This window comes from Methylobacter sp. BBA5.1 (assembly GCF_000746145.1).
Taxonomy (GTDB): domain Bacteria; phylum Pseudomonadota; class Gammaproteobacteria; order Methylococcales; family Methylomonadaceae; genus Methylobacter; species Methylobacter marinus.
Genome location: NZ_JQKS01000015.1, coordinates 102738 through 119667 on the forward strand (window position 1 = coordinate 102738; position 16930 = coordinate 119667).

At 53.3% G+C, this 16930-nt stretch carries 12 protein-coding genes; 5 read left to right on the forward strand and 7 right to left on the reverse strand.

Going from position 1 to position 16930, the window contains the following annotated elements; translation table 11 throughout:
• Positions 1-5: 5 nt before the first annotated feature.
• Both EK22_RS10595 and EK22_RS10600 read right to left on the reverse strand, forming a co-directional pair.
• Positions 6-881, reverse strand: a complete 876-nt coding sequence (locus EK22_RS10595; RefSeq protein WP_051114381.1) for a MotB family protein — start codon at positions 879-881, stop codon at positions 6-8.
• A 6-nt stretch (positions 882-887) separates the two neighbouring features.
• Positions 888-1646 (reverse strand): MotA/TolQ/ExbB proton channel family protein, encoded by a 759-nt coding sequence (locus tag EK22_RS10600; protein ID WP_036250753.1) that lies wholly within the window; start codon positions 1644-1646, stop codon positions 888-890.
• Positions 1647-2544: 898 nt separating this feature from the next.
• Here EK22_RS10600 and EK22_RS10605 point away from each other — a divergent pair.
• The 4 genes from EK22_RS10605 to EK22_RS10620 all read left to right on the forward strand — a co-directional run bounded on the left by EK22_RS10605 (position 2545) and on the right by EK22_RS10620 (position 9132).
• Positions 2545-3201 (forward strand): CerR family C-terminal domain-containing protein, encoded by a 657-nt coding sequence (locus EK22_RS10605; RefSeq protein WP_036250755.1) that lies wholly within the window; start codon positions 2545-2547, stop codon positions 3199-3201.
• Positions 3202-3441: 240 nt separating this feature from the next.
• Positions 3442-4803: an efflux transporter outer membrane subunit gene (locus tag EK22_RS10610; protein WP_036250849.1), complete on the forward strand. Its 1362-nt coding sequence runs from the start codon at positions 3442-3444 to the stop codon at positions 4801-4803.
• Positions 4796-5992: an efflux RND transporter periplasmic adaptor subunit gene (locus tag EK22_RS10615; RefSeq protein WP_036250757.1), complete on the forward strand. Its 1197-nt coding sequence runs from the start codon at positions 4796-4798 to the stop codon at positions 5990-5992. Before EK22_RS10610 ends, EK22_RS10615 begins: the two co-directional genes overlap by 8 nt.
• A gap of 5 nt (positions 5993-5997) precedes the next feature.
• Complete coding sequence (locus EK22_RS10620; protein ID WP_036250759.1) at positions 5998-9132, forward strand: efflux RND transporter permease subunit; 3135 nt, start codon at positions 5998-6000, stop codon at positions 9130-9132.
• A gap of 18 nt (positions 9133-9150) precedes the next feature.
• Here the strand turns inward: EK22_RS10620 and EK22_RS10625 are convergent, their stop codons facing one another.
• A complete protein-coding gene (locus EK22_RS10625; protein WP_036250762.1) occupies positions 9151-9495 on the reverse strand; it encodes a Rieske (2Fe-2S) protein in 345 nt (114 codons plus the stop codon).
• A gap of 26 nt (positions 9496-9521) precedes the next feature.
• On the opposite strand from EK22_RS10625, the gene EK22_RS10630 reads away from it, so the two are divergent.
• The gene (locus EK22_RS10630; protein WP_200882594.1) at positions 9522-10148 is read left to right on the forward strand and encodes a DsbA family protein; all 627 of its coding nucleotides are present in this window, start codon (positions 9522-9524) and stop codon (positions 10146-10148) included.
• Here the strand turns inward: EK22_RS10630 and EK22_RS10635 are convergent.
• The 4 genes from EK22_RS10635 to EK22_RS10650 form a co-directional block, all read right to left on the reverse strand.
• The gene (locus EK22_RS10635; RefSeq protein ID WP_051961852.1) at positions 10134-12413 is read right to left on the reverse strand and encodes a thioredoxin domain-containing protein; all 2280 of its coding nucleotides are present in this window, start codon (positions 12411-12413) and stop codon (positions 10134-10136) included. The two genes, EK22_RS10630 and EK22_RS10635, sit on opposite strands and share 15 nt — an antisense overlap.
• 370 nt (positions 12414-12783) lie before the next feature.
• The gene (locus EK22_RS10640) at positions 12784-14046 is read right to left on the reverse strand and encodes an exo-beta-1,3-glucanase (RefSeq protein WP_036250766.1); all 1263 of its coding nucleotides are present in this window, start codon (positions 14044-14046) and stop codon (positions 12784-12786) included.
• Between the two features lie 477 nt (positions 14047-14523).
• Complete coding sequence (locus EK22_RS10645; protein ID WP_036250769.1) at positions 14524-15573, reverse strand: L,D-transpeptidase family protein; 1050 nt, start codon at positions 15571-15573, stop codon at positions 14524-14526.
• Between the two features lie 312 nt (positions 15574-15885).
• Positions 15886-16815 (reverse strand): alpha/beta hydrolase, encoded by a 930-nt coding sequence (locus EK22_RS10650; protein ID WP_152565077.1) that lies wholly within the window; start codon positions 16813-16815, stop codon positions 15886-15888.
• Between the last annotated feature and the right edge of the window lie 115 nt (positions 16816-16930).

The window sequence follows — 16930 nt, forward strand, 5'->3', positions numbered from 1 at the left end:
AGCCTTTAATTTATTTTGTCCGTGTCGACTAACGAATCGGCGCCAGCCAGCTTTTTTCGTTCCAAGTCCAAAGTGGGGTCCGTCTCAACGATGACAACTTCCACGCGTCTGTTTCTGGCCCGGTTTTCTTCGGATGTATTGGGCACCAACGGTTGAGTATCCGCATAACCTTGTACAACCACACGCTCTTTGTCGATACCGTTGTTATGGAGCATGTGCAGCGCTACCGTCACCGCGCGCGATGACGCCAATTCCCAATTGGAGCGGTAGCTGCTGTTGGTAATCGGCACATCATCGGTATGCCCGGAAATCTGTACCAGGCCGTTTGCTTTCGCGGCGGCGGCGGTGATTTTATCCATGACGGCGGCAAATCCGCCCTGAAGCTCGGCGCTGCCGGAGGGAAACGAGCCCTTTTCCTGAATCCGCATGACGATTTTTAAGCCGTTGGCTTCTACCGATACCAGACCTTGGCGAATCTCCTCTTTCAACAGTTCCCTGATTCTTTCCGCTTCATCTTCAATTTCAGCCAGCTTGGCTGCCATAACCTGTTTTTTAAGCGCTTCAATATCAGTATCCCGGGTTAGCGTTTGCTCGGGCATTGCCTGTCTGGCTTCGTCCAGCATGGCGGGGTCCGCCAGTGACGGCGAAAAGTTCTGCTCAATAACGCTGGTGCCCATAGGCGTATCGGTCTGGAAGACTTCGTTCTGCACGCCAAACGCGCTTTTCATGGAACCGGCTATCTGCTTGAATTTCCTGATATCCTGGGTAGCCGATGAAAGCAGCAATACAAAAAAGCACAGCAGCAACGTGCAAAGATCGGCAAATGTCGCCAACCAGGCCGGTGCGCCAGGCCGACACTTGGAACGACGTTGATCAGCCATGTTGCATTACTCTCCGTCCTTTTTGCGGTCTTTATCGGAAATATACGACATCAATAACGCTTCCAGTATTTTTGGATTCATGCCTTCCTGGATGCTGTTAATGGTTTCAAGAATCAGCTCCATGTTGGTTCTTTCATATAACAGCACGGTCGACAGTTTATCGACGATAGGCAATGCGAAACAGTTGGCGATCATGGCGCCGTACAGCGTCGTTAACAGCGCCACCGCCATGGCGGGCCCGATGCTGGACGGATCGGACATATTGGCCAACATCTGCACCAAACCGATCAAGGTACCGATCATGCCCATGGCCGGCGCCAGATCGGCAACCCCTTTCCACATGTATTGGCCGACTTCATTGCGGGCAATCATTTGATTGATTTCCTGAGCGAGCATCTTCCTGACGAAAACAGGATCGTGGCCGTCGACACATAAATTGATCCCCTTTTTCAAAAAAGCATTGGAAATCTCTTCATCTTCCAACGCCAGCAAGCCGTTTTTTCTTGCTATATTGGAAAGGCGCACCGCATCTTCAATTAAATCCAGAGGGTTTTCTTTTTTATTAAAGAAAGCTTTCGCCACCACATGAAACGAGCGAAAAAAATCCGTAATGGGAATCCGCATCAATGAGGTGCCAAAGGTTCCGCCGATCACAATCAGTATAGACGGCAGATCGACAAATAACATGATATCGCTGCTGGTGGATATGGCGGCAACGATAATGCCCACGCCGAGCAGAAAGCCGATCAGGGAAGCGACATCCATCAGTTGCCCCGATACGTGGTCGAATCCATACAGCAGCGAAACCCGTTTCTTTTCAAAAAGTCTCTTTCATCCAGTCTCTCTTTAACGAGAACAAATCCATCGATACACATAAATTCAATTGATCAAAAAACAATAATGATAAAAACCGGTTCCGGCAGCATGTTGCGTGACGAAATTCAACAGCGGAAGCCCATCCATAAAAGTCCGGCGAATTATACTGCATATGGCACGATTAATAACCGGTGTTGCGGAACGGCAGGCTGTTTACCCTTGTCGCTCCGCTTGCGGCAAGCGCTTTCCCCGACTGCCCGCTTAAACCATTCTCTCCGGCTTCACCTCTATAAGCCTAGCTGAATTTTAATGACTTACTGATGTTACGCACAGACTGAAGGTTATGTCATCCGCTGCATCAAACATGATGTGTTGTTCGCTCTGGCCGCCGGGTTGCCAAAGCCGCCCGTTCAGGATCCGGTATTGAAGAATGGCTTGGTTTTAAATCAGGACTTACGCAAGCCTGTGGGGGCGACTTCAGTCGCCCATTCAGATAAAAGGCGACTGAAGTCGCCCCCACAGGTTTTAAACCCGCTTGTTTCGGCGGATGAACAGGCAAACTGCGTAAGTCCTATAAATGAGACAGCCGTGATGGGAGCGTTGCCCGCATCGCGATTCAATACCGCCCGGCAAGTCGCGATGTGGGCATCGCTCCCACGGGGACAGTGTTAACCTGAGGGAATGGCGGAGGTTATTTTTAACCGAATCCGCCCCTGCCGGCGCCTGAATCAATTGTCTGCGTAACATCAGTGACTTATATTCAGCATTAAATTTTTACTTAACGCCGGTTTCATGTATATTTCAAACGACCATTTGAAATCGTTATTAGAAATCTATCTTTTCTCTCATGCCCGATCCTGTAAAACAGCCGTTAAAAACGCGCCAGCGCCTGCTGGTCGCGGCCAGCCGCATCTTTGCCGAGAAAGGTTATCAGGACGCCACGATTGCGGAAATATGCGAGCAGGCCCAAACCAATATCGCTTCGGTCAATTATCACTTCCACGACAAGGAAAACCTCTATCTTGAAGCCTGGCGCCATGCCTTTCAGGAGGACCTGAAAGCCCATCCGTCCGACGACGGCCTCGCTGCCGACACGCCGGCTGAGGTCCGCCTGGCCGGCCGCATCAAATCATTGATCGCGCGCATCGCCGATCCCGATTCGCATTTTTTTGCCATCGTGCACAGGGAAATGGCGCAACAGACCAGCCTGCTGCAGCAAATCATGGCTCAGGAAATCAATCCGGAACGCCAGGCGTTAAATGAGCTGATTGGTGAATTATTAGGGTCTGATGCGACCGCCAGACAGATCCAGTTTTGCCATGCCAGTATCGTCGGGCAATGCTTTCATCTGTTAACGGTCAAGCATATCAGGTTCAACGAGGAAAACCGCCGCTATGTCATGGATTTGAAAGATGCAGACGCATTTGCCGACCATGTCGTGCGTTTTTCGCTGGCAGGCATTGCCGCTCTTCGCGACGCCAACAAGCGCAGGCCACAGGCATGACTGCCGTTATCACCGGCCTGCAAGAACCGGCGTTTAAAACTTCCTTATTGTTTGCACAATTGCTGCATATTGTTTGAGCTATTTACCGCTATAGTCGGAGCCCAAAACAACAAGGCCGCGTTTGACAAGCACAAACCTTAATCAATGATAAAACACTCCATCCAAAAAGAAAAAATGCCAGGCGGACGAAAACCGGCCGCTTCCGTCAGCCCTGCAAGACTGCTGGCATCCTTGTTGGTCATGACAACCCTTTCCTGCTCTGTCGCAGTCAAAGACGTGCCTGCGCCGGTCAGTCTGCCGGACACGTTTTCAGCCAGCGGACAAACGCCCTTGCCCGAAAAGTGGTGGCTGGCTTTTAATGATGCCGCCCTGAACCGGCTCATCGATCAGGCGCTGAGCGAAAACTTCACGCTGTCGGCCGTCTTCAACCGCCTTGAACAGTTCAGAGCGATCGCAAAAATAAACGGCGCGGAACTCATTCCGCAGCTAAACGGCGAATTCAGCGCCTCGGAAAGGTCTAATTCACGCCTGTCCACCAATAACTATCTCTTCGGCCTGGCGGCCAGCTATGAACTGGATCTGTGGGGCCGCATCCGCGCCAATATTCATGCCGCGGAGCTCGATGCCAACGCCGCCCGGGAAGATGTAGACAGCATCGCGATTTCGCTGACCGCCGAAATTGCCAGCACCTGGTACCGCCTGATCGAACAGCGCAATCAACTCCGACTGCTGGAGCGCCAAATACAAATCAACCGCGACAATGCCGATCTCGTCATCACGCGGTTTCGCAGCGGCCAGGCGACAGCCGCCGATGTCTTCCAGCAAAACCAGCTGCTGGAATCCGTGATCGGCGACAGACATACCGTCGTCGCCAACATCAAGGTCCTGGAAAATGCCCTGGCGGTACTGATCGGTAAAGCGCCCGGCACGGTCGAGATTCCTCCCCAGGACAGTTTTCCCGCGCTGCCGCCTATCCCCGACACCGGCTTAAGCGCCGCGTTGATGCAGCGGCGGCCGGATGTACGCCGGGCCTATTTCCTCGTGCAAGCGGCCGACCAACGCATTGCCTCGGCCATTGCCGACCGTTTCCCCAAACTCAGCCTGTCCGCGAGCGTGAACACCTCCGCGCCGGACCTGCAATCGCTGTTTAACAACTGGATGGCGACCATCGCCGGCAATCTGGTCATGCCGTTAATCGACGGCGGACGCCGTATCGCCGAAGTTGAACGTAACCGGGCCGTCTCGGCCGAAGCCCTGGATGATTACGCAACCGCCCTGCTCCAGTCGGTTCAGGAAGTGGAGGATGCGCTTATTCAGGAACAGCAGCAACACCGGCTGATCGAACGTCTTGACAATCAGGTCGAGCTCTCACGCAAGGCCACCGAACAAATCCGTTTACGTTACAGTTACGGCGCCATGGATTTCCTGCGCGTATTATCGGCCCTGCTGAGCCAGCAAGGCCTGGAACGCAGCCGCTTGAGCGCGCAGCAGCAGCTGATCGATTTTCGCATCAGCCTTTACCGGGCACTGGCCGGCGGCTTTCCTATCGGCGATACCATGGCAAAAGCCGATGACTACAAGGATAATAAGCAGCATGAATAAACATCTGATAAAACTACTGCCCGCACTGCTGATTATGGCGGTGGCCGGCGGCTTGTCTTTTTACTGGCTGACCCATCAGGCCCGTGCCAGCCGCATACCGCCTCAACCGGTTACGCCACTGGTCGAGATCATGCAGGGAACGGTTATCGATCATCAAACTGCCGTCTATGCAATGGGCAATGTCATCCCTTCGCAAAGCGTCAATTTGACGCCAAGAATCAGCGGCATGGTAATCAGGGTCAGCCCCCATTTTATTGAAGGCGGCATGCTCAAGGAAGGCGAGGAGCTGGTCGAGCTGGATCCGACCGATTACCGGCTGGCCATCAAACAACGGGAGAGCGAGCTGGCCAAGGCGCAATTCGATCTGAAAATGGAACTGGGACAGCAGGCCATTTCCAAACGCGAATTCCAGCTGCTGGGCGGCGAACTGGCGCCCCAGGAGCAGGAACTGGTATTGCGCAAGCCGCATCTGAATGCCGCCAAAGCCAAGCTGGCCGCAGCCGAAGCGGCGTTAAAACAGGCGCACCTGGATCTGGAACGCACGCGTCCCGTCGCGCCGTTCAATGCCATCATCACCACCCGCAACGCCAACGTAGGCGCCTGGATGTCGGCTTTTTCAACCGGTACGCCGCTGGCGAAACTGGTTGGTACGGATACCTTCTGGATCAACGCCTCGATACCGGTCGATAAGCTGGGCTGGATTCAAATTCCGGGCATCAATAGCGAGCAAGGCTCACCGGTCAAGGTATCGTATGAAAAAGGCTGGGGCAAAGACGTTTACCGGACTGGCGTCGTCAAGCGCCTGCAGGCTGAAATCGAGCAGGAGGGGCGCATGGCAAAGGTGATCATCGAAGTCGATGACCCGCTGAGCCAGAAGCCCGCCAATAAACTGGCGCCGCCATTAATGCTGGGCACTTATGCGCGCGTCGAGATCGAGGGCAAAACGCTGCACGATGTCATCCGCCTGCCCGAAACCGTCTTGCATGACGGCCGACAAATTTGGTTGATGACCGATCAGCAGACCCTGGACATACGCATGGTCAATCCGGTCTGGATCGAGCAAGGCTATATTTATCTCGATAAAGCGCAACTTCCGGACAATGCCCGCATCATCACCAGCGATTTGGCCACTCCGGTACAGGGCATGCGTATCCGCGCCGAAGAACCGGACAGTTCAGACAGGCAATAATCCTTATGCAATCAAAAAAAATCGAATACACCGGATCGATCAGCTGGATGGCCGGCCACCCGGTAGCGGCCAATCTGCTCATGCTGGCATTTATCCTGGGCGGCCTGATGTTCTTAACCAAAATCAAGCAGGAGGTCTATCCCGAATTTGAAATCGATGCCGTCAGCATCAGCATCGCCTACCCGGGCGCCAGCCCTGAAGAAGTTGAAAAAGGCATGCTGCTCGCCATCGAAGACGCCGTCAGCGGCCTGGACGGCATCGATGAGGTCCGGTCCGTCGCCAGCGAAGGCAATGGCACCGTCACGGTCGAGGCCATGGCGGATGCCGATTTGCAACGCCTGACCCAGGAAATTCAAAAAGAAGTCGAACGCATCACCACCTTTCCGGTCGATGCCGAAGAGCCCAAGATCACCGTGATGACACGCAAGCGCCAGGTTTTGACGCTGGTCATTCATGGCCATGCCCAGGAGCGTGTCCTGCATGAAGTCGCCGAACAATTCCGCGACCGATTGCTGCAGGATCCCGGCATTACCCAGGTGGAACTGGAAGGCGTCAGGCCGCTGGAAATCAGTATCGATGTGCCTCAGGAAAACCGGCGCCGTTACGGTCTGTCTTTAGCCGAGATCGCCCAGCGCATCCAGAACGCCAGCGTTGAGTTGCCGGGCGGCAGCGTCAAGACCAGCACCGGGGAGATCCTGATCCGCATGAAAGAGCGCAAGGATTACGGACAGCAGTTTGCACACATCCCCATCATTACAGCCGCCAACGGCAGCCAGGTGCTGCTCGGCGATATCGCCACCATCACCGACGGCTATGAGGATACCGATTACACCGCCGATTATAATGACGAACCGGCGGTCATGGTGCAGGTTTACAGTGTCGGCGAGCAAACTCCGATCCAGGTCTCGGAAGCCGTCAAGCGCCATATTGACTGGGCCAATGTGCAGCTGCCGGACGGCCTGAGTGCCGACATCCGTTACGATGCCTCCGAGCAATACGCCCAACGGGTCGACCTGTTGATGCGCAACAGCGCCATGGGCCTGGCATTGGTCTTTATCGTCCTGGCCCTGTTCCTGGAGCTGCGCCTGGCGTTCTGGGTCATGATGGGCATCCCTACCGCGTTTCTCGGTTCGTTTCTGATCTTGCCGGCGCTGGGCGTGTCGCTGAACATGATCTCGCTGTTCGCCTTTATCATCGCCTTGGGTATTGTCGTCGACGATGCCATCGTGATCGGTGAAAATATCTATCACTACCGCCAGCAAGGCATGCCGCCCTTGTTGGCTGCCATACAGGGCGCGCGCGATCTGGCCGCGCCGGTCACGTTCAGCATTCTGACCAATATCGCCACTTTTATGCCGTTGTTTTTTATCCCTGGCATGATGGGCAAGATATTTTTCATGATTCCGATGGTCGTGATCGTCGTTTTTCTGCTGTCGCTGTTTGAATGCCTGTTTGTGCTGCCCAATCACGTCGGCCATTTAAAGGATGTCGAAAAATCAGGCGTGATGTATTGGATTCACTGTCAGCAGCAGCGATTCAGCCGCGCCTTCAAGCACTGGGTGCAGGAAAGCTACGGACCGTTTCTGGATTTGCTGCTGAGGCACCGTTATTTAACCCTGATTGCCGCGTTTTCATTATTGGTCGCGACACTGTCTTATGCCCTCAGCGGCCGCATGGGCATGTCCATGTTTCCCAAAACCGAGGCGGATTTCGCCCGGGTCACGGTCATGATGCCGTATGGCACGCCGATTGAAAAAACCCAGGCGGTGGCGCAAAAAATCGTCGACGCCGCACGCGCGACGACTGCTGATATCAAAGACGGCGATAAACTGATACGCGGTATTTTTAAAGAAGTGGGCAAGGACGGCGAAAGCCACAAGGCCCTCATCAGAGCCTATCTGGCCGCGCCGGAAATACGGGAAAAGATAATCAGTACCGAGCAGTTCAACCTGCAATGGCGCGAGCGGGTCGGCGACATCGTCGGGGTCGACTCGTTATTGTTCGAATCGGATGCCGGCGGGCCCGGTTCCGGCTCCAGCCTGACCATAGAATTGAATCATCAGGACATCACACTGCTCCAGAAAGCCAGCAACCAGTTAGCCGATGCGCTACGCGCCTACCCGATCGTGAAAGATGTCGATAATGGCTTCAGTCCGGGCAAGCAGCAGCTGGATTTCACCATTTTGCCGGAAGGCAAAAGTCTGGGTCTGACCGCCCAAAGCGTGGCAAGGCAGGTGCGCAACGCCTTCTATGGCGCCGAAGTGCTGCGCCAGCAACGCGGGCGTAATGAACTCAAGGTCATGGTCAGGCCGCCCAAGGAAGAACGCATTTCCGAGCGGAATATCGAGAACCTGCTGATCTGGACCAGCACGGGCAAGGAAATTCCCCTGCGCGAAGTCGTGCATATCGAGAGAGGCCATGCCTATATGGAGATTAACCGGCACCATGGCCGCCGGAATGTGCAGGTCAAAGCCAATGTCACCCCCAGAAGCAAGGCCGGCGAGATTTTAAACGATCTGAAAGCAACCGAACTCCCCCGGCTTCTGGAACAATATCCGGGTTTGCAATACAGCTTTGAAGGACAGCAGGCGGATATGGCCGAAAGCATGGGCAGCCTGAAGTTAAGTTTCGTCTTCGCGATACTGGCCATCTATGCCTTGCTGGCGATACCGCTGCAAAGCTATGTCCTGCCGCTTATCGTCATCGTCAGCATACCTTTCGGCGTTATCGGCGCCATTTTCGGCCACTTGTTGATGGATTATGACTTGAGCATTATCAGTGTATTGGGCATCGTGGCCCTGTCGGGCGTCGTCGTCAACGATTCGCTGGTCTTGATCGACCATGCTATTTACCTGCAAAAAGGCAGCAGCAAAACAGCGGCCGAAATCATCAAGGCGGCGGCCATTCAACGGTTCCGGGCCATTATCCTGACCACGCTGACCACTTTTTGCGGCATCATGCCAATGATATTTGAAACCTCGAGACAGGCACGCATGCTGATCCCGATGGCCATTTCCATGGGCTTCGGCATCCTGTTCGCCACGTTGATCACGCTGATCCTGATTCCGTCCTTGTATCTGGTGGTTGACGATATACGCAAACTGGTTCGCCCGAAAGAGCTCGAGATGGTGAAAGAGTAAAGGCCGCGGGGCGGCCGCCTAAGATATCGACAAGTAAATCGCCCCGTCCACCACCCGAACCGGAACCGGTTTTAATCGCTGTCTGACGCAAGGCCCGAAAACACACAAGCCGTCCTCGAGTCTGAACAAGGCGCCATGGATGGCGCAGCTGATATGCGTCCGCTCCGGATTCAGAAATTCATGCGGCTGCCAGTTCAACTCCACCTCCCAATGCGGACAGGCGTTTTGATAGGCCCTGACCGTGCCGGCCGTTTTTACCAGCAGCGCTTCAATCAGGGTGCCCGAGGCGTCGGTATAATTAAATTGCCGGCATAAGCCAGGTTCAAGATCGGCGAGTGTGCAGATTTTATGTAAAGCCGGCATGTTTCCTAACTGTCAGAGGAATGAAAATGAACGCAATTTTATATTATATACACGATCCTTTGTGCAGCTGGTGTTACGCTTTCAGAACCAGCCTGGCCGGCCTGAAGCGGGCCTTGCCGCCGGAAACAGATTTGCAAACACTGCTGGGCGGACTGGCCGCCGACTCGACAACGCCCATGCCGCCTGCCTTGCAACAAAGCATACAACAAACCTGGCAGCGCATCGAACAAACGGTGCCGGGCGTCAAATTCAATTTCGACTTCTGGCGCGACAACACGCCAATCCGCTCGACCTATCCGGCCTGCCGGTCATTATTGGCGGCGAGAAAACAAGGCGTGGAATTTGAGGATAAACTGCTGGCCTGTATTCAGGATGCCTATTATCAATATGCTCAAAATCCGGCGCTCGATACCACATTACTGGCATGCGCGGCTCAGGCGGGCCTGGATCGGACACAATTTGAGCGCGACTACCGTAGCCGTGAAATTGACATACAGTTGCAACAGGAGATGAAAACGGCAAGAAGCCTTGGCGTTTGCTCTTATCCGTCGCTGGTCCTGGTGAGAAACGGCAGGATTTCGCCTGTCGCCGTCGATTATCTCGACTACAGAACCATGATTGACGACATTGAACAACTGCTAATAGACCGTTAGGTCCACCGTTTCCGGCGGCAGGCAGGCTTCCTGGCTGCAGGCCTGAAGCTGCAGGCTCAACTTAAGCGGCTCGCGGGTTTCGCTGTCATGACGCGACAGTTCGGCTCGTATCCGTACCTGTCCCTGATAAAGCGCCAGGGTATCTTTGTCGAATGCCAGCGTCTTTAGGACCGGATCGGGATAAGTCACGGTATCGACAGTCCATGCCGAATCGTTTAACAGCTTGACTTCCGTAGCGATCAGCGCTTGCCGCGCGGGTTGATGGGCATTGATATGCCAGCCGTCCCTGATATTCAGATCGATTGCCACCGTGCTTTTGCCCTGTTGTTCGACCGGCCTCGCTTCAATTTTAACAGCCCCGCGCGCGGCGTATTGGCGCGGCCCGATCTCGCCATTCCGCATCTCATCGAGTTGCGCCAACAGATAAGCATACGCCGAAGGCTGTCGATTGATATTGTCGGCAAACGCCTGCACAATTTTTGCCGCATCGTCGGCATAGGCCGTCTCTCCCGTACGTCTGGCCAGTCTCGACAGCACACGCACGGCAACCGCATTGCCGGAAGGCAGCGCCCCATCGTAACTGTCCTTGGGATGCCTGAATAACAGCCGCTCGCGTCCCATGACCAAGGCCCCGGAAGCACTGTCCAAAAACTTGTCCAGCATTTCGTCGGCCAGCGCCTGGGCCTGCAACAGAAACATCGGCTCGCCGGTCACGTCATAAAGCGCCAGTAACGCTTCGCTAAAATGCACATAGTCGTCCTGGCGGGCGGGAATCGATGCTTTGTTATCGAGACTGACCCGCCATAGCACGCCGTCCCTGGGCCGTTGTTTCTTCCAGAGCGTGCCGGCCGCATGCCTGGCGGCATCGATATAGCGCGGCTCGGACAGTCTGTCTCCGGCCTCGGCCAGCGCGGTAATCAGCATGGCGTTCCAGGCGACGATGATTTTATTGTCGGTCAGCGGCGGTATGCGTTGCGCGCGGTGTTGCCTGAGTTTTTCCAGCAGCGGATCGAGCCGGCGGAACAAGTGTTCTAGACTGACGCCCTCTTCCCTGGCGACTTCCTCCCACGGACACTGTAAATGCGGAATGTTCTTGCCTTCAAAATTGCCCTGCGGCGTCAGGCCGAAGGTGTGAATGACGAACCAGGCATCGTCAGGCGGCAGCAGAGCCTTGATTTCATCCGGCGTCCAGATAAAAAACGCGCCTTCATGGCCCTCGCTGTCGGCATCGGTCGCGGAATAAAACACGCCTTCGGCGGTTGTCATTTCGCGCAATACATAATCGAGCGTCTGTTTGACTATGCGGACATGCAGCGGGTGGCCGGTTAAATCATGGGCTCTGACATAGACCCTGGCGAGATAAGCCTGGTTGTAGAGCATTTTTTCAAAATGCGGCACCAGCCAATGACTGTCGGTGGCATACCGGTGAAAGCCGCCGCCGACCTGGTCATAAATCCCGCCCTGCGCCATCGCCGACAGCGTGTGATTCAAGGCGGCAATCAGCGCCGGTTCCGGCCTGCGTTCATAGGCATGCAGCAACAGCAACAGGACCGGCTCATTCGGAAATTTCGGCGCCGGGCCAAAGCCGCCATCCTGTGCATCGTAACGTTCCATCAACTGATCGACCGCCGCCTGCATGGCCGAGGATTCCAATGTGCTGAGCTGGTGCTCCGCGGCCGTGACACGGTCCACCGCCTCGGCTAATTGTTCGGCCTGGTCAATCAGCGTCTGTTGCTGGCTGTTCCAGACTTTCATGATTTGCAGCAACAGGTCGGCAAACGTTTCCGCCGGATAATAAGTGCCGCCGAAAAAAGGTTTGCCTTGCTGGGTTAAGAAGGTCGACATCGGCCAGCCGCCGTGACCTGTCATCAAGGTGACGGCCGTCATGTAGATCTGATCGATATCGGGGTACTGCTCCCTGTCCACCTTAATGGAAATGAAATTGTCATTCAGGATTTTGGCAACATAAAGGCTTTCAAAGCTTTCCTCTTCCATGACATGGCACCAGTGACAGGTGGCGTAGCCGATCGAAAGAAAAACCGGCCTGTTTTCCAGCCGGGCCTTGGCAAAGGCCTCATCGCCCCAGGGAAACCAGTCCACCGGATTATGGGCATGTTGCAACAGATAGGGAGAGTCTTCGAAAATCAGCCGGTTGATATAAACCGGCTTGCCGTTTTCCAGATGATGCGTGCGAGGTTGGTAATTCGGGCCTTTAGCTTCCAGGGCGGCGGCTAGTCTGGCTTGTAGTTCGGCGTTGGATGGCATGATAAAGTCCCGTTGGTTGCTTGATATGAAACAATAAAAAAACGTGTCTGTAACACGTTTGTGTTAAATACCGAATTGGACTTTATTTTTTTGAAATTACTCCGCGCTTTAAGCTCAAAAAAGACATTATTCCCGATAACGGGTATCGGACCTCTCAGACCGGTAATTTAACCTCAATTAATAACTAATCACAGAGGACACAGAAAACACGAAGTAAATCAAGATGTTGCCATTTTCTCCCGTCACGTCATGAATTCCTACGGAAACATTGGCAGGCATTTGAATTTCAAAACCTTCGCGCTCTTCATGGTGTAATATTCAGAAGTGCATCGCCGTGCGGCGCTATATTGCGCTTCACGGCGATGCCACGCTATTTTTTCGAAGGGCTGGCGTTTGAAGGACTGATCTTTAATTCCTTGGCGCAAGCATAAGGCGGCGTTCCTTCACAAATGCCCCAGTAGCTGCCGAAACTGCCTTCATTGCTGGGCTTCCAGTTTTCCGAAAATGCTTCAAAAACCACGCCCGACCAGTTGTTTTTAGCCAGCTTTTTAAAGGTCTGCTCGACGACGCTCAGCTGATTTTTCTTACCGGCCACACCGCAATGCTGCCGGGTATGAATATTGTATTCCGTGCCGCCTGCCGGTCCATTAGGCCAGCCAAATTCGGTCAAAATCACGTCTTTTTTGGGATAGGTTTTCCGCAGTTCCTTAAGCCGCGCAATATGAAAATCGGGCGCTTTTTTCGCTGTCGTACAAGGGAAGATGGCTGAATGTTTATTTTCCCACCAGGGAAAAATATTAGTGCCTATCCAGTCCACGGTTTTGCCGAAACTGCTGGGTCGACAAGGCCGTGACCGGTTGCACCATTCCCACCAGGTATCTATCGTCGTGATAGGCTGAGTCACGCCGGCCTGGCGCAGGCTGTCGATACAGCGTGTGATCTCACCGTCAAAGGCATTGCCGTGCCGCGTTCTGACTTCGGAACCGCAGCTCAGTTTTACGATCGTTTGCGGAAAAGCCCGGGCGACTTCTATACCGCTGTGAATGGATTGCGTATTGACATCCACATCATCATCCAGCCAGATGATGGCAATGACTTTGATATTTCGCGCCTCGGCCGCGGCAAAGACATACTCCAATCCATTCATCACGCCGTATGTCATGATGCATCGGAAGGGCGTTTCCTCGACCAGTTTGTCGAGCAACTCATTGATTAATTCCCGGGATGGATGAGCGCCGTAATCGGGGCTGAGCTCTCCTACATAGGGACTGAAAGCCGCGCATTGCAATCTTTCATTAAACGGGATAACGGGCGCATTCTCCTTATGCTGAAGCTCTGCTATCGGCTTATCCGTGTTTTCCGCCTGGTCCTCGGCTGCTGGCTGATCTTCGGTTTCCGGCTGATCCGAAACCCCCGGCTGATCTGTTTGTGCCGGTTTATCCGCAGCTTTCAGCTGATCTGTTTTTACCGGTTTATCCACGGCTTTCGGCTGATCCGCAGTTGCCGGTTTATCCACGGTTTTCGGCTGATCCGCAGTTGCCGGTCTATCCACGACTTTCGGCTGATCCGCGGCCATTGCCTGACCACTCATTAACAACACGGAAAACCAAATCCATAACAGCAACTGCTTCATGAAATCCTCTTAAAATCAAATAATATCGATTGGTAGGCTTGCGCTCACTTCTCACCAGTGAACGATATGATAGCGATTTCTATATAAATGTTGTGAATTTTATTTTTGTTAATTTTTAGATGAGCGGAATGCTTCATTCTGTTTATAAACTGATGTTACGCGAACAACTGATTCAGACACCTGATAGAGGCGGATTCGGCTAAAAATAACACCCTATATCCCTTCAGGTTAAGGCCGTTTCCGTGGGAGTAATGCCCATTAAGCAGGAGCGCGGGAACGAGTAAAACCTATGAAAGTCTCCCCGGCATAGTCGAGGGTTTACCAAATGATTAATTACGACCAGGGCTTACATATCGGCATGCCGCAAAGCAGTCCTCGGGAATGGACCACTGGCTTGTATCGGTGTTGAACGACAGCCTTCGAAATGGCCTATTCGGTGCGCCGGCAAGACGCACCGAATAATCAAACTGATAACCGTTAAAAGGAAGGCGGATTTTGCGGGCCGCGATAATACTTGGTCATAACCGGGTGATTACCGAGGTCTTGCTGCACGGTTACACCCTCCTCTCCCGGCAGGAACGGCAATCTTTCATAAATGGCTACCGGGTCGCCGACCAGTCGGGTAAGCGCGTCGTTCAGGATTTGCTGATCAAACTCGGGCAACTCGCCGTCATTGGCTTTCCGGATAAGGTCCAGCGCCATATCAAAACGCTGATCACGCGTCATTTCCTCGCCCTCCAAATCAGGATGCGCCTCAATATAGAGTTTGTTCTCCAGCCATCCCACTTTAATCGGCTGTTTAACAATGTAAACCGGCGTACCTACCGGCACCTGATTGTACAGTTCCTCTATATCCTCGGGATAGGTGCGTACACAACCGTGCGTGATCTGCATGCCGATGCCGAAAATTTTATCGATATCGGTACCGTGTATGCGGTATTCGCCGGGCAACGCCAGATACAGCGCAAACTGGCCGAGTGGATTGTGCGGCCCCGGCGGCACGACTGCCGGCAAAGGATCGCCGTTGGCCGCGTGTTCGCGCCGGATCGATTCAGGCGGATACCATGAGGGATCTTTAACCTTGCGGGAAACCTTGGTTTCGCCCAACGGCGTTTTCCAGTCCTGCCTGCCGACGCCATGGGCATAAGACATTACCTGTCTTGGCATGCCCTTTACTGCCGGCGGATAATAATACATGCGGTATTCGGAGATATTCAGCGTAATGCCCTTGTGTGGTGAATCCGGCAGAATACGCCTGTTGGAAATACGGATAATATCGCCTTTTTTGACATGCCAGCGATCGAGGTCCGGATTCAGGCGTACGATTTCGGTTTGTCCCAGATGAAAGCGCCTGGCCACGTCCAGCAAGGTCTCGTCTTGCTCCGCCCGGGTTAAAGGCACGCCATCGGGATACTCGGTAATGACAGTATCGTTCGGATTTTCCGGCCAGTTATAGGTCGTGGCATTGGCCTTGCCGCCGATGACTGATAATGCAATCGATAAGGCAAATAATATACGCAATTTCATTATGATAATTTTCTCAAGCACAAAATAAATCTAACATCGCTTTTTTAATTTAGGCTTAACGTATAAACGTACAGCGAAAATAGCCGGATTAATAAAATCAGGCATCAGGCCTGATTAAAAAAACGGCAGATTTTATCATGCCAGGAGTATTTGAGCCTAGTTTTAGCGAGGCGTATGCTTGAATAAAGGCAAGCCTGATTAAATACGATATCGAGAGAAAATTAATAGTGCCGGTATTAATATAGGGCTTAAGTATCGACTGACTTTGCTATTTAAAATGGATAGCCTGAGTTAATTAATCATGACTATTTACTATCCATGGGTTAATACGGTTTTGCAGGATGCGTACGGCTGCGCATAATAACCGATAAATTCGATAATATCCGGCAAAACCGGCTCCATGCCCTGTAACGGCAAGGCCAGCGCCGCCAACAGATCGATATGATCGAGATCATCATATAAGCGTGTCTCCACGCAACCTGCCGCGCCCCTGACTTTATCGCTCAGGCTTTTGATATTGATCGGTTTTACCGTGGCATCATTGTTGCCATACAGTAAAAGCAAGGGCGGTTCCGTGCCCTGGACAAAATTGACCGGTTGCGAAGCGGGATATTTTTCCTCCGGACCAAACACTGCCTTTTGATAAGCTTCGGTAAAGGGTAAAAAATCGTAAGGACCCGCCAGGCCGATAAATCCTTTCAGGCTTTGATAGGTTTCAGGCGACAAATAGTCCTCGTTAAGCGTCAACATGGCGCCCAGATGCGCGCCGGACGAATGCCCCATCAGAAAAATAGCGTCGGAATCCGCGCCGTACTCAGTACCATTCGCCTTGAGCCATTCGACAGCGCGCCTGGCATCGTCAATAATCCGGTCGAATTTGACTTCCGGATAGCGCCGATAATCCGGTATCACCACGGCATAGCCGTGCGAGGTCAGGGCCTGGGCGACGAAGACATAGTGCTCTTTGTTCTTGGTCTCGCATCCGCCCCAGCAGCCGCCATAGAAAAAGACCACCGTGGCACGTGGCGCCTGGTCCTGACCGGGCAAATACATATCGAGCCGGTTCATCGGGTGCCGGCCATAGGCGATATCTTCGACTAAGGCAAAGTTATCGGTTCTGGCCAGTGAATTCACTGCAAATAGAGCGGATTCGGTACATGCGGCCAATAAAAGCAGAGCAACCATCCCGGCGATGCGTTTACCCGTCCGGCCGATGCACGACCTTGTCCCTGAATCGTTCATATTGATATCCACATTGCCGAAATACGATCAAGCCTTTGGTTAAACGATAACCCGGGCAGAACGTTTCGCATCGGGATGACGGGATAATGGCGAGGTTAAAACCCGCCACTGATAT

Bases quoted from the DNA above. Each gene is read 5' to 3' on its own strand.
- EK22_RS10595 (WP_051114381.1), bottom strand. From the start codon at position 881: ATGGCTGATCAACGTCGTTCCAAGTGTCGGCCTGGCGCACCGGCCTGG.
- EK22_RS10600 (WP_036250753.1), bottom strand. From the start codon at position 1,646: ATGGATGTCGCTTCCCTGATCGGCTTTCTGCTCGGCGTGGGCATTATC.
- EK22_RS10605 (WP_036250755.1), top strand. From the start codon at position 2,545: ATGCCCGATCCTGTAAAACAGCCGTTAAAAACGCGCCAGCGCCTGCTG.
- EK22_RS10610 (WP_036250849.1), top strand. From the start codon at position 3,442: ATGACAACCCTTTCCTGCTCTGTCGCAGTCAAAGACGTGCCTGCGCCG.
- EK22_RS10615 (WP_036250757.1), top strand. From the start codon at position 4,796: ATGAATAAACATCTGATAAAACTACTGCCCGCACTGCTGATTATGGCG.
- EK22_RS10620 (WP_036250759.1), top strand. From the start codon at position 5,998: ATGCAATCAAAAAAAATCGAATACACCGGATCGATCAGCTGGATGGCC.
- EK22_RS10625 (WP_036250762.1), bottom strand. From the start codon at position 9,495: ATGCCGGCTTTACATAAAATCTGCACACTCGCCGATCTTGAACCTGGC.
- EK22_RS10630 (WP_200882594.1), top strand. From the start codon at position 9,522: ATGAACGCAATTTTATATTATATACACGATCCTTTGTGCAGCTGGTGT.
- EK22_RS10635 (WP_051961852.1), bottom strand. From the start codon at position 12,413: ATGCCATCCAACGCCGAACTACAAGCCAGACTAGCCGCCGCCCTGGAA.
- EK22_RS10640 (WP_036250766.1), bottom strand. From the start codon at position 14,046: ATGAAGCAGTTGCTGTTATGGATTTGGTTTTCCGTGTTGTTAATGAGT.
- EK22_RS10645 (WP_036250769.1), bottom strand. From the start codon at position 15,573: ATGAAATTGCGTATATTATTTGCCTTATCGATTGCATTATCAGTCATC.
- EK22_RS10650 (WP_152565077.1), bottom strand. From the start codon at position 16,815: ATGAACGATTCAGGGACAAGGTCGTGCATCGGCCGGACGGGTAAACGC.